This window comes from Fortiea sp. LEGE XX443 (genome assembly GCF_015206815.1).
Taxonomy (GTDB): domain Bacteria; phylum Cyanobacteriota; class Cyanobacteriia; order Cyanobacteriales; family Nostocaceae; genus Nostoc_B.
The window spans coordinates 1-16,884 of record NZ_JADEXZ010000040.1 but is presented as its reverse complement, the minus strand read 5'-3'; the positions used below and the strand labels follow the sequence as shown (position 1 = coordinate 16,884).

The following is a 16,884-nucleotide window of genomic DNA, read 5'->3' as shown; positions in this document are numbered from 1 at the left end:
AAAACTAAAAGCCAGAATTCTTCTGGCTTTTTTGTTGCCAATTTATCTGATTATATGTCTAAAATTATAAAAAAATAAGGAACATATTAGTTATAAGTTTTCAATAAAAATAATTTATTAACTACCCCAAATTAATCACTTACTTTGATTTATATTTTGGATATAAAATTACGCTTTTGTTTTAGAAGAATATTGATTTAATTTCGTAAAACAGATTAAATAGTAAAATTATTGAATAACTAATTGAACACAGATTTCTCATGAATATCGAAGTAGAAAAATTAGAAAATAAGAATTTAGTAAAAAAAAAGTACAGATCGGATCGAATCCGAGATCATTTAGCGAATGAACGTACCTATCTAGCATGGATGCGGAGTGGTATTGCGCTCATGGGTTTTGGTGTTTTGATTGTGCGGTTGCGGATAATCAACCCTCCATTAGCACCGCAACCTCCTGGTAATGGATGGAAGTTAGGTTTAGCATTTGCCTTGGTTGGTGTGTTAACAGTGTTACTGTCAACTCAGCATTATTTCGCTGTTCGTCAAGATATTGACGAGGATACCTATCAACCACCCGATCGTTGGATACTTCTGGCAAGTCTAGCTGTGATTCTTCTTGGAGGGGGTGTACTATACTATGTGTTCACAGTTCCTCTAGATTATTTAAATAGTTTTATACTGGAATGATCAACTGTAGGGAAGGTAGGCGAATTGTCTTTAAGACATGGTCTACACTCAGAATCTATCTCTAGCTAATTGAATGCAAGTATCTCCGACTCTGACAAATACTGAAATGATGTAATACTAAAGTAACCTTCGCTGAAACTAGGTTGAATTATGTATTTTCTTTATGCTGGGTAGACTATTATGAATTCTCGCTCTTGATCCCTGATGTATGTTGCTAAATGTAATACATCTGACTTTTCTGTAAACGTGCTTCTCGCTGTTCATATAAGTCTTGGATGGTATGTTGACTCAAAACAGCTTGTGAAGCCCTGTCGGCTTCCCCCCAAATATCCCACACCAAGTTTTTTTCTAAAGTTTCTCTAGAAGAGCATTCTTCCTTTTTCTGCTCCCCATCCAACATAATCACGACTTCTAACAAAGTCAGTTGTCGAGGTTCACGCGCCAAAACAAAGCCACCCTTAGAGCCGCGTTGACTCTTGACTACACCTGCTCGCCGCAAACTGGAAAGAATCTGCTCTAGATAACGCTCTGGTATCGGATGCTTGGCGGAGATGTCGCCCATCGTTACAGGGGTTTTGTGAACATAATGGTTCGCTAATTCTAAAAGTGCTAACAGTGCATATTCCACTTTGGCAGATAGATCCAAGAGGATATAGTTTTGTTTTTTTGAGCTTTCATCCATTATACTACTGTTAGTTGATTGATTTATTGTACTTTAAACGAGAACATCGTTAAACACAATGTTTTCTCAGATACATTTACTCAAATTCTGATGAAATTACGATAAATATATCGATTTATAGCTGTTCATCTATCAAGCTCTTGACTTAATACTGAATCCGTCTATGGAAACTTCATTTAAATCAGTCATGACAAAACCCGTACAAGCGGCTTAAAAACTTTGTGGTGTTGCATAAATGCGGGATGATTTTCTGATATTTATCTCTCAAAACCTCTTCTTCTCTACGAGACGCTGCGCGTTGGCGGAAGCCTCTCGTAGAGAATGCGTACTTTGCGGTTCATTATTTCATCCCTAAATTCAGCAACGCCAACTTTGTTTTTTTTGTTAGGACTTTGTTTGTGTAGTAGCCTTGGCGTAGGGTACCGGAGTATGACATGAGGCTTAACAAAGTCAGGAAACTTTGATATTAGCTAACTACAAGAAAATATACTGATAGCTTTTTTTCAAATAATGAGTTTTCTTCATAATGAATATAGCTATAGTTTTTACTATATAAAGCTTTGACGGCTTATAACCTAGAAAATAAAAGTAGTACTATCCCTCAACTATTTTTCTATTTAGTAGGTGTGCAGATTAAATAACCCGACAGCTAAATTCTTGATATTAAAGGAGAGCTTACTTCCTAAAAGTAATTTCCCATAACTAACAGAATATTCTCAAGTCTTAATTGATGAGGATTTTAGCTAATTAGGTAGTCATTAAATATTGAAAAGCCAATGAAATTACATCAAGTATATAGATATAGCGGCCTTCAAATTACTAGAACTTCAGAATCTATTGATTTCTCAAAAATAAAGTTTTACCTTGCTAATTAAGTCAACCAAACTATCAACTGTGAAAACTAGGAGACTATTTCTATGATCATTGAATCCATACTCGCTGAAATGGAAGCTTGTAAACAAATCTGCATCGAATGCCAAACTACTTGCATTGATACTCTTAAATATTGCAAGCATAGAGGTGGTAAATACATGGATATGAGTATGATATCTATGATGCGGGACTGTGCAGAAATGTGCACAATGTGCGTCAATATGATTAATGATGGTTCTGAGTTTATGGGAAATACCTGTAGCTTGTGCGCCCAAATTTGCGATCGCACTGCCATAACTTGTGAACAGACGAGTGGTGATGCCACAATGATGTTCTGTGCAGCTATGTGCCGCAAGTGCGCTGAATATTGCAATAAAATGGGGCTTAATTCTGCTTCTTATTTTCGCAGATCAAGTTTAGTGACTGAAGATGCTCTACTGTCTATCTAAATTTACTCCAGGATTGAGTTACCTAATTTATAGAAGATTAGTACGTGTATCGACAGAAATACCCTAATAAAGTCTTGAGAATGGAGATGCTACGCGTAGACTTCGGAGTGAGTTCAGTTGAACGCTTGCTTCTCCGTAGAGGTACAGGAAGCCGCACGGGGCGCGTCTAGGTTGCTCAATTCAAATTATGCCATGTTTAATTTTTGGGTGTATTGGCTTCTAAACAGCTTTAACTGACGTAATTTTCTTGACTGGCTTCAGTTTGTGAAACTTTTACACCATCTTCACTAGCAACAATCTTTTGATTAAGTTCTCCGGCTCGCCAACTATCTGCAACATCTTTAATGAAACTGGCAATCGGAATAGCAATTAGCAAACCTAAAACGCCGCCTAGTTTTGCACCTATTAATAATGAAATTACAACCCATACAGGATTTAAACCAGTTAAATTTCCTAAAATTCGCGGTGCAACAATATTAGAGTTGATTTGGTCAATAGCTACGGCTACACCTAAAACTTCCACACCTAACCAGAAGTTTTCCAAAGCAACTAATAAACTCACTATGGCAATTCCGATACCTGTACCAAAAGGGAAAAGTGAGAAAAATCCAATAGCTATACCAAAAAGTAAAGCTAAGGGAATTCGTAGCGTGACAAATGCTAATGTCACTGTCACAGCCAAAATAGCACCCAATGTTGCTTGACCGATAAAATAATTTTGAAAATCTTCTCGTAATAATTGCCTAACTTTCATACCTATATAGGATGGAAACCACTGATAAATTCCATCCCATAAATTCTCACCATTTAATATTAGGTAAATAGTTAATACTCCAGCAATTAATATGTTCACTACAACCCCAATAGTGTCAAAAGCAAAACCAAGAATTCTGCCAGTGAAAGATTGAAATTGATTAGACAATCTTTCTAAAAGTTGGAGAGCTAAATTTCGTAAATTTACAGGAAGTTGCTGTGTAGCCGCCCAATTTTGGAAAGCTTCTAATTGTTGCACGCCAGAATCTATCCAAGACGGAAGAATATTAGCTAGTTCGTTTAATTGTTGCAGGATAATTGGTACTAAGGTGACACCAACACCTGCTAAAGTTACCACTGCTAATAGTAAGACTCCGACAATAGCCAAGTTACGCGGTACACCGCGTCTTTGAAAAAACTGGATGGGGTAGTTTAAGACAAAAGCTAGTAGAATGGCGATCGCCACTACACTTACCAAAGGTTGAAAGTACTTGACAACCTGGATTAATAACCAACCGTTGAGAATGACCAAGGGAAAGGCCAAACCATAACTGAACCATCGTGGTAGTTTGTTTGCTGATTGCATGAGAGTGACCAAATAATTACTAATTCGTAATTCGTAATTAAAGAGGGTACAAGCCCGCACCAAATCTTTGATTTGGTGAGCCAGCACTGCAAGAAGGTTTCCTTCTGTAGGTGACTGGTGAACTCGTAAGGGTGGTCTTCAATCAGTGGTTGGTTCAAGCCCCCACTGATTGTATAGCGTTTCTCTGTGGGATGAGGTACACGTGTGAGACGGAGAAGCTTGTCAATTTAAGGTTTTTAGTGTACCTCACGTGAGTAGGAACCGCTATAACTACGAATTACGCGCTTCGTAGCGGTAGCGAGTCCGCGTACTCCTGCGGAGAAGCAAGCGTTCGACTGAGCTCACGCCGAAGTCTACGCTTTTAGCGTCTCGTAGAGAGCCTCATTATCAATTACGAATTATGTTGACTCCACCACAATTCTTTAGTTTATTGTGGCATTAGATGCCAATTTCCAATTCTGCTCGTGCGTCAGGTGCTAGAGATTGCTTGTTGATAAAGTCAAGCATGATTTTTTGGTGTATCATCCCTAATGGACGGACTTCACCAGCGATAGCTGAGTAACAATCACCCCGGCGTATATCTTCTGGGGTCAATAATCCCATATCCCAGCCTTCATTCAGCACCAGTTGACTTAAATCAACCAGCAATGGAGCCTGAAACACATAGCGGATGGCTTTTTCATCGGTATAGCAGCCAAATTCTGTAAAGGCTGGCAAATCATAGGCTATTTCTTCAATAATTTCTCTTTTGACTGTCACCTCCGGGGTTTCGCCAGGTTCGATATGTCCACCAAACAAACCCCAGCAACCAGGAATCGCAATCGTTGGGATATTATCTCGTAGTTGCATGAGATACTTGTTGTTTTGGTAGAGAATGGCGATCGCTACTTGTACTAATTGATTATTCATAAAATTTATACCTAATTTTTTATTAATTACTCTTCTATATAAACTTCCCCAAAATCTTGGCCGGCAATCAAAATATTTTGGTAGCGAATTTTACCCTTTAATACTACTTGTGTTCCCTTTTGAAGATTGCCTTGATTGGTAATTACCCAAATTTTGCCAGTAGAGTCACTAATTTGATATGCCCATTGCTTCATTAGCGGAACTTGCTTTTCAACCTTGCCTTGAATATAAACGGTAGCTTGTTTATTTGGTTTAGCTTGAATCTTCTCAATCGCAGTGACATTGCTACCAAATATCAAGTTACTACCTTTGAGGTCAGAAGCTGTCCAAGAAGCACAACTACACAGTCCCGCTACCAGGAAAAAATTGAAAAGTACACGGTAAAAATTTGGCGATTGCTGCATTAGTTTCATCAAGTTATTTCCCAGTTCTCATTCATAACCCATGTTCCTGGCTATCAGACACCCATCTTTGACATAGTGTTTCACCGCTCCCTTGAATATTTCATGCTTTTATCCGTCAGATAAAGCAATGGATCTGAGAAGATAAACAAGTATGGTCTTGTGGTAGGAGAGACGCAACAGCAATCAACATACAAAAATTTTTGCCAAATGTTGACTTCGCTACAGACAACTAAAATTTTGGATTAGAGGCGAATCTTCTGGGGATTCTCATGAAAACAACAACTGTTAAACTTCTTGATGGTAAAGCGTTAGCAGCAAAAATTTACCAACAACTACAAACACATATTCAGGAATTACAAACTAAAGTTGGCCGTCCCCCCGGTTTAGCCGTGCTGATGGTTGGCAATAACCCTGCATCAGCCGCTTATGTACGCAATAAGGAAAAAGCCTGTACTCAGGTGGGAATCGCCTCCTTTGGTAAGCATTTTCCTCAAGAAACTAGCCAAAGGGAATTAGAGGATGTCATTGCCGAACTCAACGAAGACGAAAGAGTAGATGGTATTCTTGTGCAGCTACCCCTGCCTGACCACTTGGACGCTGTAACCTTGTTAAATCGAATACATCCAGATAAAGATGCCGATGGACTGCACCCAGTGAATTTGGGGCGACTAGTGCGGGGTGAAGCAGGTTTACGCAGTTGTACACCTGCGGGTGTAATGCGGCTATTGCAAGAATATGAAATTCCCTTGGGGGGAAAAAATGCCGTAGTTGTGGGACGTAGTATTTTGGTAGGTAAACCAATGGCCTTGATGCTACTAGAAGCTGATGCTACTGTTACCATTGTCCACTCGCGATCGCAAAATCTGAGTAGCATTACCAAAAATGCTGATATTCTCATCGCCGCCGTTGGTCGTCCAGGACTCATCACCGCTGACATGGTAAAACCGGGTGCGATCGTGGTAGATGTGGGAATGAATCGCGTCACTGATACCAACGGCAAGAGTCGCTTAGTTGGCGATGCCGAACTAGAATCAATTGCTGGTGTGGCGGAATATCTCACCCCTGTTCCTGGTGGTGTCGGCCCAATGACCGTTGCTATGTTGTTGCAAAACACATTTACCAGCTATTTGCACACAACAAAGTAGTCAAAAGTTATGAGTAAAAAGTTATGAATTTTTAATTTTTAACTCTCGATTCCTCCCTCATAACTTTTCAGCGCCAAAGCCCCGTAAAATTGTGACGTATACGACAAACAGCCAAAAGCTAAAAATTGAAGGAATTATAAGAATGGTAGCAGCTGATAACCTTCAGAAGATGCCAGAAACAGCAACCTTTAACCTTGCAGCTTATCTCAAAGACCGACAAAAGCTTTGTGAAGCTGCTCTGGATAAGTCTATGCCTGTCGTTTATCCAGAAAAGATTTACGAATCAATGCGCTACTCGCTACTAGCTGGAGGTAAGCGCGTACGCCCCATTCTCTGCCTTGCTACCTGTGAAATGATGGGCGGTACTATCGAAATAGCCATGCCTACAGCTTGTGCTGTAGAAATGATTCACACAATGTCGTTGATTCATGACGACCTGCCAGCAATGGATAATGATGATTACCGTCGTGGTAGGTTGACCAATCACAAAGTTTACGGCGACGATATTGCTATTCTGGCTGGAGATGGTTTATTAGCCTTCGCCTTTGAATTAGTCGCTACTCAAACTCCTGAGAGCGTTCCCAAAGACCGAGTTTTACAGGTAGTTGCTCGTCTGGGGAGAGCGCTGGGAGCTGCGGGTTTAGTCGGTGGTCAAGTAGTCGATTTGGAATCAGAAGGTAAGTCTGATATTTCCCTGGAAACCCTGAATTTTATTCACAACCATAAAACTGCTGCCCTTCTGGAAGCTTGTGTGGTTTGTGGTGGCATTTTGACGGGAGCATCACCAGAAGATATCCAACGATTGACTCGCTATTCTCAGAATATTGGTCTAGCATTCCAAATCATCGATGATATCCTGGATATCACTGCAACTCAAGAACAATTGGGCAAAACTGCTGGTAAAGACCTCCTAGCCAAGAAAGTCACCTATCCTAGCCTGTGGGGAATTGAGGAATCACGCTCTAAAGCCCAACAGCTAATTGAGGCAGCCTGTGCGGAGTTGGAACCATTTGGCAAACTTGCACAGCCGCTGCAAGCCCTAGCTCACTTTATTGTGAATCGCAGTAACTAGGTCATAGCAATTTGGGTTTTAAATTTTGGAGCCGCTATGTTGTGGTGAATAAGTGCTACAGGCAGGTTAGACCTGATCTCAGTAACTATATCACCCCAAAAGAGGTTCATGGTGTTGGATCAATTAACATGATTTTAGATTCATGGTCTTGACTAACAGCCTGCTCCAACAACTTCAAACAATATTAAATATGCCAATTTGGGATCAGTATCTTTTGAGATTTGGGTTTTTGGACTCCATCAAAATTTTTACTTACAAAATAACTACTGCTAATTTTAACTAACTAAACCAAAACACCATGCAGGACATAGCCGATATTTTAAACAACCGGGTGCTGCTGGTTGCGCTGGTAGCCTGTTTCATTGCTCAAGCATTGAAGCTCGTCATCGAGCTAGTCAAAAATCAAAAACTGAATGTGCGTGTTTTAGTTACTACCGGAGGTATGCCTAGCGCTCATTCTGCTCTGGTGACAGCGTTGGCTGCTGGTATTGGTCAAACTGTTGGTTGGGCATCCCCTGAATTCGCCTTAGCTACAGTGTTTGCCATTATCGTTATGTACGATGCAGCCGGAGTGCGCCAAGCTGCGGGTAAGCAAGCTCGAATACTCAATCAAATGATTGCTGAATTATTTGACGAAAAGCATGAGTTTAGCCAAGACCGCCTCAAGGAATTACTGGGACACACACCAGTACAAGTTATTGCTGGGTCAGCGTTGGGCATCACAATTTACTTGTTAGCTAGGTATGCTTACTGAAGTATGAAGTATGAAGTATGAAAATCTTGCAAGATAAACATTCTTTCTTTTAACTTTTGCCTTTTTGAACTGGCTACTGTAGGCGCACGGCTGAACGCAGTAATATTACTTTTCGACTATCAACTAAGATGGCGAAAAAGCCACGCTCGTTGAGTTTCTGTAGTGTGTTGTAAGCCTGTTGTTGGTTGCTGGTATGAGTTGCCAGCAAGTAGGGGCGCTGTCCGTAGGAAGCAAAACCTATGTTACTTCCTACGACTTGCTGCACGCTATTGGCTAGTTCTGGACGGTTAAAATAATCCACCAATACGGCGTAACCTTGTCCTAGTGGTTGGGGATTATAGCTAACTGTTGGTACTGTTGCTGGTTGTTGAGCAACTTCGGCAGGTCGTGTAGTGATGATGGCAGACAATCCAACAATATTATTGATATATCTTGCCCAACGATTAGCATCTTCAATTTTGTTAAAACCGCCTATCCGTGTCACTGTGTCGGTGAGATATTGACAAGTAGTAGTGGAAATTTCATTGGGTAAAGCACTTCGTAATTGTCTTTGATATTCGGCTGTGGGGCTAATTACTAGTAACAAATATTCCCCAGGGTTTGGTGGTTGGCATACGGGAATTTTTTGTTGAGCGCTGACAAAAGTCGTACTATTGATTAAGCTGGCGATCGCTATTACCAATGCACTGGATACAGTCTTAACCCTCTGCACAAAATTGGCACGCATAAGCTAGATTTTTTAAGAAGTTTTATTTTAGTAATTGGTCACTAAAAAGTCTGAAGTCTAAAGGATGAAGGATGAAAAAATCTTTACATACCAAGTTCTTGTAGTCGGGGTAATTTTAATTCATACTTCACACTTCACACTTCATACTTTAGTGGACTAGGAAATAGCCACAAGCGATGCTAAAGGATCAGGGATTGTTACAGAAGGCGCATGAAATTCTCCTGTAATTACGTATTCTAATCGTAGTTTCAGCCAGGTAATAAATTGGGGATTTGTAGAAATAATTGCAGCTGCGGGTTTGGGACACTTAGCCTTAACTTCTGCCATTTCTGGCGCTTCTACGAAAGCTGGTTGTTGAACTAACCAAAAATCAATTTGTTTCTCATTTTCGTGGTAATGGCGCGTGCGTTCTTTCAGCACTTCGTCTAAAGGTTCTTCTTGTATGAGAAAGCGTTGGCTGGCCAAAACGTAATAATATGTTTGCATTTTTATCCTTGGGTTACTAACGAGTGATTTAAGGGTACAGTATTACTCCTGTACCCAGAATAATTAACTCTTACGGAATTTTTGGAACCAAGAACTGAAGGGACAAGCACTTCCTTTGGTTTCACTATTTGTTTGTTTGCCAGCTGCTGTTAGTTTTTCTAAGAACAGCATGTTGTCAAAATAGTGTTCCACGGAAATAATCTTTAAATCATCGGTGACACGAGCAATGCTCATCCCGACAATTTCAACTGTCTCTCCAGTGGGTGTATAGGCTTGATATGCACCTTTAAAATGTCCCCAGTGTCGCCATTTGAATGCTACGTTTGGTGGCCCTGAGAACACTTCCAGTACTTCCCAAGGAAATCCTTGGGGAAATGTTGTGTGGAAGATTTTAGCTGATGATTCAAAGCTTTCTTGGGAAGCTTTGTAATGTTCGGAATCAGCCATAAATAAATTGTAAGTACCTTGGGCTGATAAATCTGCTGCTGTGTACTCTGCCCCACCATTGGTACTGACACGAAACTTGTCACTCACAACTGCTAACCACTGTTCTGGGTTAGATTTAAAAGATACCTCCATCTCGAAGGTTCGCACTAAATTCTGGACGATCGCTTCTAATGAACCTTCAATATGATTACATACACTCTCTTGAGCAAGATTTTCTTTAGAACGAGAATAATCAGGAGGTGTTTGATAGCGCCACTCGACATCAGCGCTGGCGGCGATAACTTTATCTCTATCTTGTACCCAAAGCGGAAGGTTATCAGATTGTGTTGAGGTCATAAAAGTTTTAGTTGAAAATTTAACCAACGAAGGCTGAAAGTTGAAGTTAAAATCTGAAAAATTGACTTCACACTTCATACTTCTTTCTGGATTTCGCAGTTACAACCCCTCTTGATAAATAAGTGCTGAGTGCTGAGTTAAAAGACTGCTCCTAACTTGGCGGGGTATTTACTGAGTGCAAAACTACTTAGTACTTTTTGCTTTACTCAGAACTCAGCACTCTCATAGCTTGTTTCATTTCCCGGACTGCTCTTTCCATCCCGACTAAAGCTGCCCGACTGATGATAGTATGACCGATGTTTAGTTCTTCCATTCCGGGAAGAGCAGCCACAGGATAAACGTTCCAGTAGGTGAGTCCATGACCAGCATTTACCCGTAATCCAGCTTTAATTGCTTGCTCACACCCTGTAGCTAATACAGCTAACTCTTGCTGGCGAGTGGTTTCATCTTTAGCTTCAGCATACTGCCCGGTGTGCAACTCAATAAATTTTGCCTGCACTTTGACAGATGCTTCGATTTGTGCAGGTTCAGCATCGATAAATAAACTAACAGGAATGCCAGCATTTTGCAATTTATCGACAATCTCACCTATTCTAGCAATTTGCCCAACAATATTGAGTCCGCCTTCGGTGGTGACTTCTTCCCGTTTTTCAGGGACTAGAGTCACATAATCTGGTTTAATGTCAAGAGCGATCGCCAGCATTTCTTCTGTAGCGGCCATTTCTAAATTAAGATGCGTTCTCACTGTTTGCCGCAATAAACGCACATCCCGGTCTTGGATATGTCGCCTGTCTTCCCGTAAATGTATGGTAATACCATCTGCACCTCCTAACTCTGCCAGTACAGCCGCCGCTACAGGGTCTGGTTCCACCGTCCGCCGCGCTTGTCGGATGGTGGCGATATGGTCAATGTTAACTCCAAGTGTAGGCAACCCTAGTCTCCCGATTCACAATCCTCCGAACTTGATTTTACCGGAAATCTGGGTTGTAAAGTGAGGTGGGAGCGATCGCATGATAATCTTTGTATTCTATTGAGACAATCTTATGGGCAATGACTAAACCTAAACTTTTGGATACTGTTGCCACTCTTAATCCTATTCCAATCGAGTGATTAACTCTGGTAGAATCGGATGCTCTTTCTATGGAAAATTTACCAAATGGACAAGTGGGAACAATTGTAGAAGTATATGAGGAAAGAGACGAGACTAATTACTTAGTTGAATTTGCTGATACCCAAGGGTGTGAATATGCAATGGCTGTCTTAAAAATCAATGAAATTTTAGTTTTGCATTATGATTTGGCTACTGTCTAAGTTGTAGCGGTCGCCTACGGTGGGCGGAACGCCAATGCCTGCTTAGATACTCTCCTTTATTTCATCTATTTCACCAAACTCATTCTCGATTGCACGAACGGTGAACACTGAAACAACATTTAAAATACCCGTTGCTTTAACCATTGCTGGTTCTGATAGTGGTGGTGGTGCGGGAATTCAAGCTGATTTACGCACCTTTGCTTTTCATTGTGTCCACGGTACTAGCGCTATTACTTGCGTCACAGCGCAAAATACCTTGGGAGTGGCGCGGGTTGATGCTATGCCCCCAGAGGCAGTTGTAGCCCAAATGCAAGCTGTAGTAGAAGATATTGGCGTGCAAGCAGCAAAAACGGGAATGTTGTTGAACCAAGACATTATCGCTGCTGTTGCCCAGCAAGTGGAAGCTTTAGAAATTAGTAATTTAGTAGTTGACCCAGTGATGGTATCCCGCACTGGGGCGCAGTTAATTGATGATGATGCCATTAAGACTTTGCGCCAACAACTAATTCCTAAAGCAATTATTATCACACCTAACCGCTACGAGGCACAGATTTTGAGTGGTTTGCCGATTAATTCTTTGGATGATATGAGAGCAGCTGCTCAAACCATTCACCGCAATTTAAAAGCTAAGACAGTGTTAGTCAAGGGTGGCGGAATGCAGGGAAATGCCCGTGGGGTGGATATCTGGTTTGATGGCAACCGTTTAGAAATTTTGACAACACAGCAAGTAGACACGCAAAATACCCACGGTACTGGTTGTACATTATCAGCAGCGATCGCAGCTAATTTAGCAATGGGCAAGGATTTGTTAATATCTGTCAAACAGGCAAAAGAATATGTTACAACTGCACTCACTTACTCTCTCAGTATTGGCAACGGTCAAGGCCCTGTAGGACACTTTTTTTCTTTGTTACGAAATTGACCTGTGCTTTGTGGAATATTATAAGTTGTTAGTTGCTTGTTAAGATGAATTTCGGGTGGTGACTCAACCGAAAAAAATCTTTGCTATCTCGGCATTTTTCTATTATTCTTGGGCATAGTTTCAGATTTATTTATTTCTGATAGCATCTCTGTACAATTTCATTACCTTAATTTTTGATACCAATTCACCGATGCGAACAACGACAGCAGATGTTCATAGCCACCCTGCAAAACGGCCTGCTTCTCAAAATTATCCGTCCTCTGTGCCACTGTACGTATATCGGGAATTGGCAGCAGAGTTGCAAGCAAGCCAGGCAAAATTAGATGCACTCACCGCAAAAAATCAACAACTAGCGCAAGAAAATCAGTTCCTCCGCCAAGAAATTACCAAAGTCTTGGAATCTGTTTCACACTTGCAAAAGCTAGTAGATTTCCGTGGTACACAGGGTAATGATAGTAGCCATCCTCCTCGTGCGGTTGGTGAAGTGAAAAATCCAGCCAAGCAGCCGAAAAAGGAAGCACGTCCACGTCCACCTGAAGCGCCTAAAGCCAAACGCCGTTCTGATTTTTCTGTACCTGTACTAGAAATAAATTCTGACTTACCAGAAACAGTCTTTATTGAAGAACGGCCAGTCAGTTATTATCCTTCTATGGCAGCAGAAAAGAAAGAATTTAATGGCTGGTGGTTAGTTATTACTATTTTGTTAGTTATGCTTACCGCTTTTGGTGCTGGGTATTTGATTGTGCGACCTTTGTTTGAACATCAAAGTCGCTAACATCTGTTCTAAATTGTTAACAAATATACTTAAACATAGAATTTTTCTATTTTTGAGTTGCACAAAGCACGTTTCTCGCTGCGCCCCGCTTGCTTGCTCTCCTACTGCTTTCGGTCATCAATCTGTGGTGCCAAAACTGCATATACAAACATCATACACTTTAAAAAAAGTTGCAATTATTACATTATGTTTTTGTAATCGCGGTATTGGTAAGAGTGTCAGACAGTGGATCTGGTTAGATAGATAAACAAACCTATTAAAACTTAGGAGTCAAATACATGAAAAAAGTAGAAGCAATTATTCGCCCATTTAAGCTTGACGAAGTAAAGATTGCTTTGGTTAATGCTGGTATTGTTGGGATGACAGTTTCTGAAGTAAGAGGTTTTGGACGGCAGAAGGGACAAACAGAACGCTATCGCGGTTCTGAGTACACAGTTGAGTTTCTGCAAAAACTGAAAGTGGAAATTGTCGTTGAAGACAGTCAAGTTGATATGGTAGTAGACAAAATTATCTCTGCTGCGCGTACAGGCGAAATCGGTGATGGTAAAATCTTTATCTCTCCTGTTGAGCAAGTTGTGCGGATTCGGACTGGAGAAAAGAATACAGAAGCAGTATAAGGCTAAATAGAGACGCGAGCGATCGCGTCTGTTGTTTATCAAATAGTGGGCGTTGCTAAAAGTAGGATAGAACAGACTGAAAATTTTCACTTTCAGAAGTTTTCTTGTCTCTGAAATCAGCAACGCCTCTGGTTAAAATTAAAGTCAGATTGTTAGCTTATAGCAACAGATAAGGTGATTAGGACATAAACACAAAACCTATAGAACACCAATTCATTAATACTGAAAAAACCCCTCTCCGACGCGGCTACGGTGTATACACAAGTCGGAAAAACCTGATCCACAATAGGCTTGAATCTGGTAGGGTGTGTTACGCTGACGCGATAACGCACCCTACTGACGCACCCTACTGGCTGTCACCTGTCACCTGTCACCTGTCACCTGTCACCTCTCCCTTGCATCTTCTTGGCTAATCTGCGGATGATTTAAAAATCTATAAAATAAGAAACTTAATCGGCTTCGGCTGCAAAAGCTTGAAAAATTGTTTGATAGCCATCTTTTGCTAAAGTCTCAGCCTCTCGGCGTTCTTCATCAGTGAAGTTACCTTGTAGTTCCTGGTTATCAGAAAATTTAGCAATTAATTTTTCATCATCAAAGAAGAGTGTTTCTCCTGAGTGGAAATATCGGATTGCCACAACTTTGCTATTTTTAAACCAGAAACCTATACCGTCTCCTACCTCTGAAAGCGTTTCGGAAGCTGTGACTGGTTCGTTATTGATTGTACAAATTCTGTAACTTATCCCTGCTTTAACTTTTATCGCTTCATCGCAACCTTCAGTCATTTCTGCAAGAGACTGCATGAGTGCATCAAGAATTTCTTCTGGGGTTTCAGTCTTTATTTCTTCTTTTTCGGTTGATACAGTCTCATTAATTTGTTTTGGCAAAGAAGAAGTACCAATCACACATTCTTCGAGAATTCCATCACTATCGTAATTGATAAGTGAGTCATCTTGCCGCCTATTTTTGCCGCAAGCGATGATTTTACCTTCCTTCACGGCTAGTGTTTGAGCAGAAGTTGATAAAGTCGATGCTTGAGATAGTTTACATGTCGTGAGTAAAGCAGTAAAAACTAGCAAGCTTAACGATAATTTTTGGTAAAATAGCAGCTTTTTCATTGTGTGTTTGAATAATTTGGCTATTTTAGTTTGCCCAAAATATATAGTCACTATCTTGCATCTACCCCATATTAAGACTCGTTAAAACGCAACACTATTAAAAGCTCCAATATGAATACAGATTGAATTGAGCGTTAAATTTAGCATCCTGGAAAAAATCAGGGATCTTGCTGTTTACGAAGAGATTTAGATACTGTAGCAACACATACATTCTTTTAACTTAGATACAATATATATTTAAAAAAACATATATCTTAAGATGCAAAAAATATCTACCTTAAGATACAATTAACTTCATCTGATAAACAAAAAATCCTCAAAAATTCTACGTATCAATCACAAGACATCTAATCTTTGTGCGGCTAGAACCAGTGAATTTACACAGTTTGTCAGTACTAAGTATCGCAGAAGTCTTGGGGAAGCTGACTCACGGCGCATCAATCTACAGTTTTTCCTCTATACATAACCACTTCAGTTAAACAACCAAAGGATGAAACACTGGATCGCCAAATTAGCAATCTATATAGTATTGTTATATTTTTTTATCTTAAATACTGCTTGGGTAGAAGCTAACCCATTGTATCTACAGCAATTAAACACACTCCCAGTAGTTGAAAATTTAGGGAGTACTAACGATAATATTGAAGAAAATAACAAAGAAGAATTGCCGCCATTTCGTGAAATAGTCAAACAAATCAATAAACCAGAAGGACTTTTCAGCTTTTATTGCAATCAGGAATCAGGCAAGATTTACTTAGTAATTAAACCCGAACAGCTAAATCAAAATTATTTAGCTACAGTGACATTAGAATCTGGGGTTGGGGAAAAAGGGATTTATAGTGGATTACCGCTGGATGATTTTCTCTTTTATTTCCGGCGAGTCAAAAATAATTTGCATTTTGTAATTCGTAATGTCAAATTTCGGATAAAGCCAGGTGAAGCAGAACAGCGATCGCTGGCGCGTTCTTTTAGCGATTCGGTGTTATATTCATTAGCAATTAACAGTATAGATCAGCACAATAAAAATATTTTAATTGACCTGGATGATTTGCTGATGCAGGATTTTCCAGGCTTGACTTTTTTCTTGAAATATTCTTTGCAAGCTGATTACCGCTTAGATAAAAGTAAATCGTATTTTGGTGATGTTAAAAGTTTTCCTGAAAACGTAGAGATTGATTCAATTTACGGTTTTTCATCATTAGAAGGTGCAGATTTAATCACTGTACCTGATAGTAGATCAATTAGCCTGAAGGTACATTATAGTTTTTCCCAACTTCGAGAAAATAACGGTTATATTCCCAGACTTGCTGATGATAGAGTGGGATATTTTATTACTGCTTTCCAAGATTTTTCTCAAAATAACATTCAAGAACCATTTGTACGTTATATCAATCGTTGGCATCTAGAACCATCAGAACCTAACGCACCCTTATCTCCACCTAAAAAACCGATTGTATTTTGGATTGAAAATGCTGTACCACCAGCATATCGTGATGCAATTCGTGAAGGTGTTTTGATGTGGAATAAAGCATTTGAAAAAGCCGGATTTCAAAATGCAATTCAAGTACAGCAAATGCCAGATGATGCTGATTGGCATCCAGCAGATGTCCGCTACAATACTATTCGCTGGTTCAATTCTTTAGATGCAGGTTTTGCGAGAGCGCCAATGCGTGTTAACCCACTCACTGGCGAAATATTAGATGCAGATATTATTGTCGATGCTAATATGGTGCGGTCAATTCAGCAACAATATCACGCATTGATAGAAGCTTCATCGCTGAATAACAACCCATGTCAGGAGTCCAATAGGAGGCAGGGGGCAGAGGGCAGGGGGC

General features: G+C 40.2%; 19 protein-coding genes. 10 read left to right on the top strand and 9 right to left on the bottom strand.

Annotated features, from left to right (window positions below; genetic code table 11):
* Positions 1 to 260 precede the first annotated feature (260 nt).
* Positions 261 to 686: a YidH family protein gene (locus IQ259_RS15715; protein ID WP_193886374.1), complete on the top strand. Its 426-nt coding sequence runs from the start codon at positions 261 to 263 to the stop codon at positions 684 to 686.
* 214 nt (positions 687 to 900) lie between these two features.
* Here IQ259_RS15715 and IQ259_RS15710 read toward each other — a convergent pair whose 3' ends face one another.
* On the bottom strand, positions 901 to 1,368 hold the full coding sequence (locus IQ259_RS15710; RefSeq protein WP_193886372.1) for an Rrf2 family transcriptional regulator: 468 nt from the start codon (positions 1,366 to 1,368) through the stop codon (positions 901 to 903).
* A 917-nt stretch (positions 1,369 to 2,285) separates the two neighbouring features.
* On the opposite strand from IQ259_RS15710, the gene IQ259_RS15705 reads away from it, so the two are divergent.
* A complete protein-coding gene (locus tag IQ259_RS15705; RefSeq protein WP_193886370.1) occupies positions 2,286 to 2,690 on the top strand; it encodes a four-helix bundle copper-binding protein in 405 nt (134 codons plus the stop codon).
* 229 nt (positions 2,691 to 2,919) lie between these two features.
* On the opposite strand, the gene IQ259_RS15700 is transcribed toward IQ259_RS15705, so the two are convergent.
* The 3 genes from IQ259_RS15700 to IQ259_RS15690 form a co-directional block, all read right to left on the bottom strand.
* The gene (locus IQ259_RS15700) at positions 2,920 to 4,029 is read right to left on the bottom strand and encodes an AI-2E family transporter (RefSeq protein WP_193886433.1); all 1,110 of its coding nucleotides are present in this window, start codon (positions 4,027 to 4,029) and stop codon (positions 2,920 to 2,922) included.
* 438 nt (positions 4,030 to 4,467) lie between these two features.
* On the bottom strand, positions 4,468 to 4,938 hold the full coding sequence (locus IQ259_RS15695; protein ID WP_193886368.1) for an NUDIX hydrolase: 471 nt from the start codon (positions 4,936 to 4,938) through the stop codon (positions 4,468 to 4,470).
* A gap of 26 nt (positions 4,939 to 4,964) precedes the next feature.
* Positions 4,965 to 5,351, bottom strand: a complete 387-nt coding sequence (locus IQ259_RS15690; protein ID WP_370568036.1) for a hypothetical protein — start codon at positions 5,349 to 5,351, stop codon at positions 4,965 to 4,967.
* Positions 5,352 to 5,611: 260 nt separating this feature from the next.
* Between IQ259_RS15690 and folD the strand changes: the two genes are divergently transcribed.
* The 3 genes from folD to IQ259_RS15675 all read left to right on the top strand — a co-directional run bounded on the left by folD (position 5,612) and on the right by IQ259_RS15675 (position 8,313).
* Positions 5,612 to 6,487 carry a bifunctional methylenetetrahydrofolate dehydrogenase/methenyltetrahydrofolate cyclohydrolase FolD gene (folD, locus tag IQ259_RS15685; protein ID WP_193886366.1) on the top strand — a complete coding sequence of 292 codons (876 nt, stop codon included), beginning with the start codon at positions 5,612 to 5,614 and terminating at the stop codon, positions 6,485 to 6,487.
* Positions 6,488 to 6,629: 142 nt separating this feature from the next.
* Positions 6,630 to 7,559 carry a geranylgeranyl diphosphate synthase CrtE gene (gene crtE, locus IQ259_RS15680; RefSeq protein ID WP_193886364.1) on the top strand — a complete coding sequence of 310 codons (930 nt, stop codon included), beginning with the start codon at positions 6,630 to 6,632 and terminating at the stop codon, positions 7,557 to 7,559.
* Positions 7,560 to 7,857: 298 nt separating this feature from the next.
* The gene (locus IQ259_RS15675) at positions 7,858 to 8,313 is read left to right on the top strand and encodes a divergent PAP2 family protein (RefSeq protein ID WP_193886362.1); all 456 of its coding nucleotides are present in this window, start codon (positions 7,858 to 7,860) and stop codon (positions 8,311 to 8,313) included.
* Positions 8,314 to 8,386: 73 nt separating this feature from the next.
* On the opposite strand, the gene IQ259_RS15670 is transcribed toward IQ259_RS15675, so the two are convergent.
* From IQ259_RS15670 to IQ259_RS15655, 4 genes are all read right to left on the bottom strand, one after another.
* On the bottom strand, positions 8,387 to 9,040 hold the full coding sequence (locus IQ259_RS15670) for a hypothetical protein (RefSeq protein ID WP_193886360.1): 654 nt from the start codon (positions 9,038 to 9,040) through the stop codon (positions 8,387 to 8,389).
* A gap of 156 nt (positions 9,041 to 9,196) precedes the next feature.
* The gene (locus tag IQ259_RS15665; protein ID WP_193886358.1) at positions 9,197 to 9,526 is read right to left on the bottom strand and encodes an MgPME-cyclase complex family protein; all 330 of its coding nucleotides are present in this window, start codon (positions 9,524 to 9,526) and stop codon (positions 9,197 to 9,199) included.
* 63 nt (positions 9,527 to 9,589) lie between these two features.
* A complete protein-coding gene (locus IQ259_RS15660; RefSeq protein WP_193886348.1) occupies positions 9,590 to 10,309 on the bottom strand; it encodes an ester cyclase in 720 nt (239 codons plus the stop codon).
* A 202-nt stretch (positions 10,310 to 10,511) separates the two neighbouring features.
* Complete coding sequence (locus IQ259_RS15655; protein WP_193886346.1) at positions 10,512 to 11,240, bottom strand: pyridoxine 5'-phosphate synthase; 729 nt, start codon at positions 11,238 to 11,240, stop codon at positions 10,512 to 10,514.
* Between the two features lie 209 nt (positions 11,241 to 11,449).
* Between IQ259_RS15655 and IQ259_RS15650 the strand changes: the two genes are divergently transcribed.
* The 4 genes from IQ259_RS15650 (at position 11,450) to IQ259_RS15635 (ending at position 13,934) form a co-directional block, all read left to right on the top strand.
* On the top strand, positions 11,450 to 11,620 hold the full coding sequence (locus IQ259_RS15650; protein ID WP_228014567.1) for a DUF4926 domain-containing protein: 171 nt from the start codon (positions 11,450 to 11,452) through the stop codon (positions 11,618 to 11,620).
* Positions 11,621 to 11,720: 100 nt separating this feature from the next.
* Positions 11,721 to 12,542: a bifunctional hydroxymethylpyrimidine kinase/phosphomethylpyrimidine kinase gene (gene thiD, locus IQ259_RS15645; RefSeq protein ID WP_193886344.1), complete on the top strand. Its 822-nt coding sequence runs from the start codon at positions 11,721 to 11,723 to the stop codon at positions 12,540 to 12,542.
* Positions 12,543 to 12,732: 190 nt separating this feature from the next.
* The gene (locus IQ259_RS15640; protein WP_193886342.1) at positions 12,733 to 13,317 is read left to right on the top strand and encodes a hypothetical protein; all 585 of its coding nucleotides are present in this window, start codon (positions 12,733 to 12,735) and stop codon (positions 13,315 to 13,317) included.
* Positions 13,318 to 13,595: 278 nt separating this feature from the next.
* Entirely contained in the window at positions 13,596 to 13,934 is a 339-nt protein-coding gene (locus IQ259_RS15635; RefSeq protein ID WP_193886340.1) for a P-II family nitrogen regulator, read from the top strand.
* A 449-nt stretch (positions 13,935 to 14,383) separates the two neighbouring features.
* Here the strand turns inward: IQ259_RS15635 and IQ259_RS15630 are convergent, their stop codons facing one another.
* Positions 14,384 to 15,049, bottom strand: a complete 666-nt coding sequence (locus IQ259_RS15630; protein ID WP_193886339.1) for a hypothetical protein — start codon at positions 15,047 to 15,049, stop codon at positions 14,384 to 14,386.
* Positions 15,050 to 15,539: 490 nt separating this feature from the next.
* Between IQ259_RS15630 and IQ259_RS15625 the strand changes: the two genes are divergently transcribed.
* On the top strand, positions 15,540 to 16,884 hold a 1,345-nt coding region (locus tag IQ259_RS15625; protein WP_193886337.1), incomplete at its 3' end, for a DUF5117 domain-containing protein.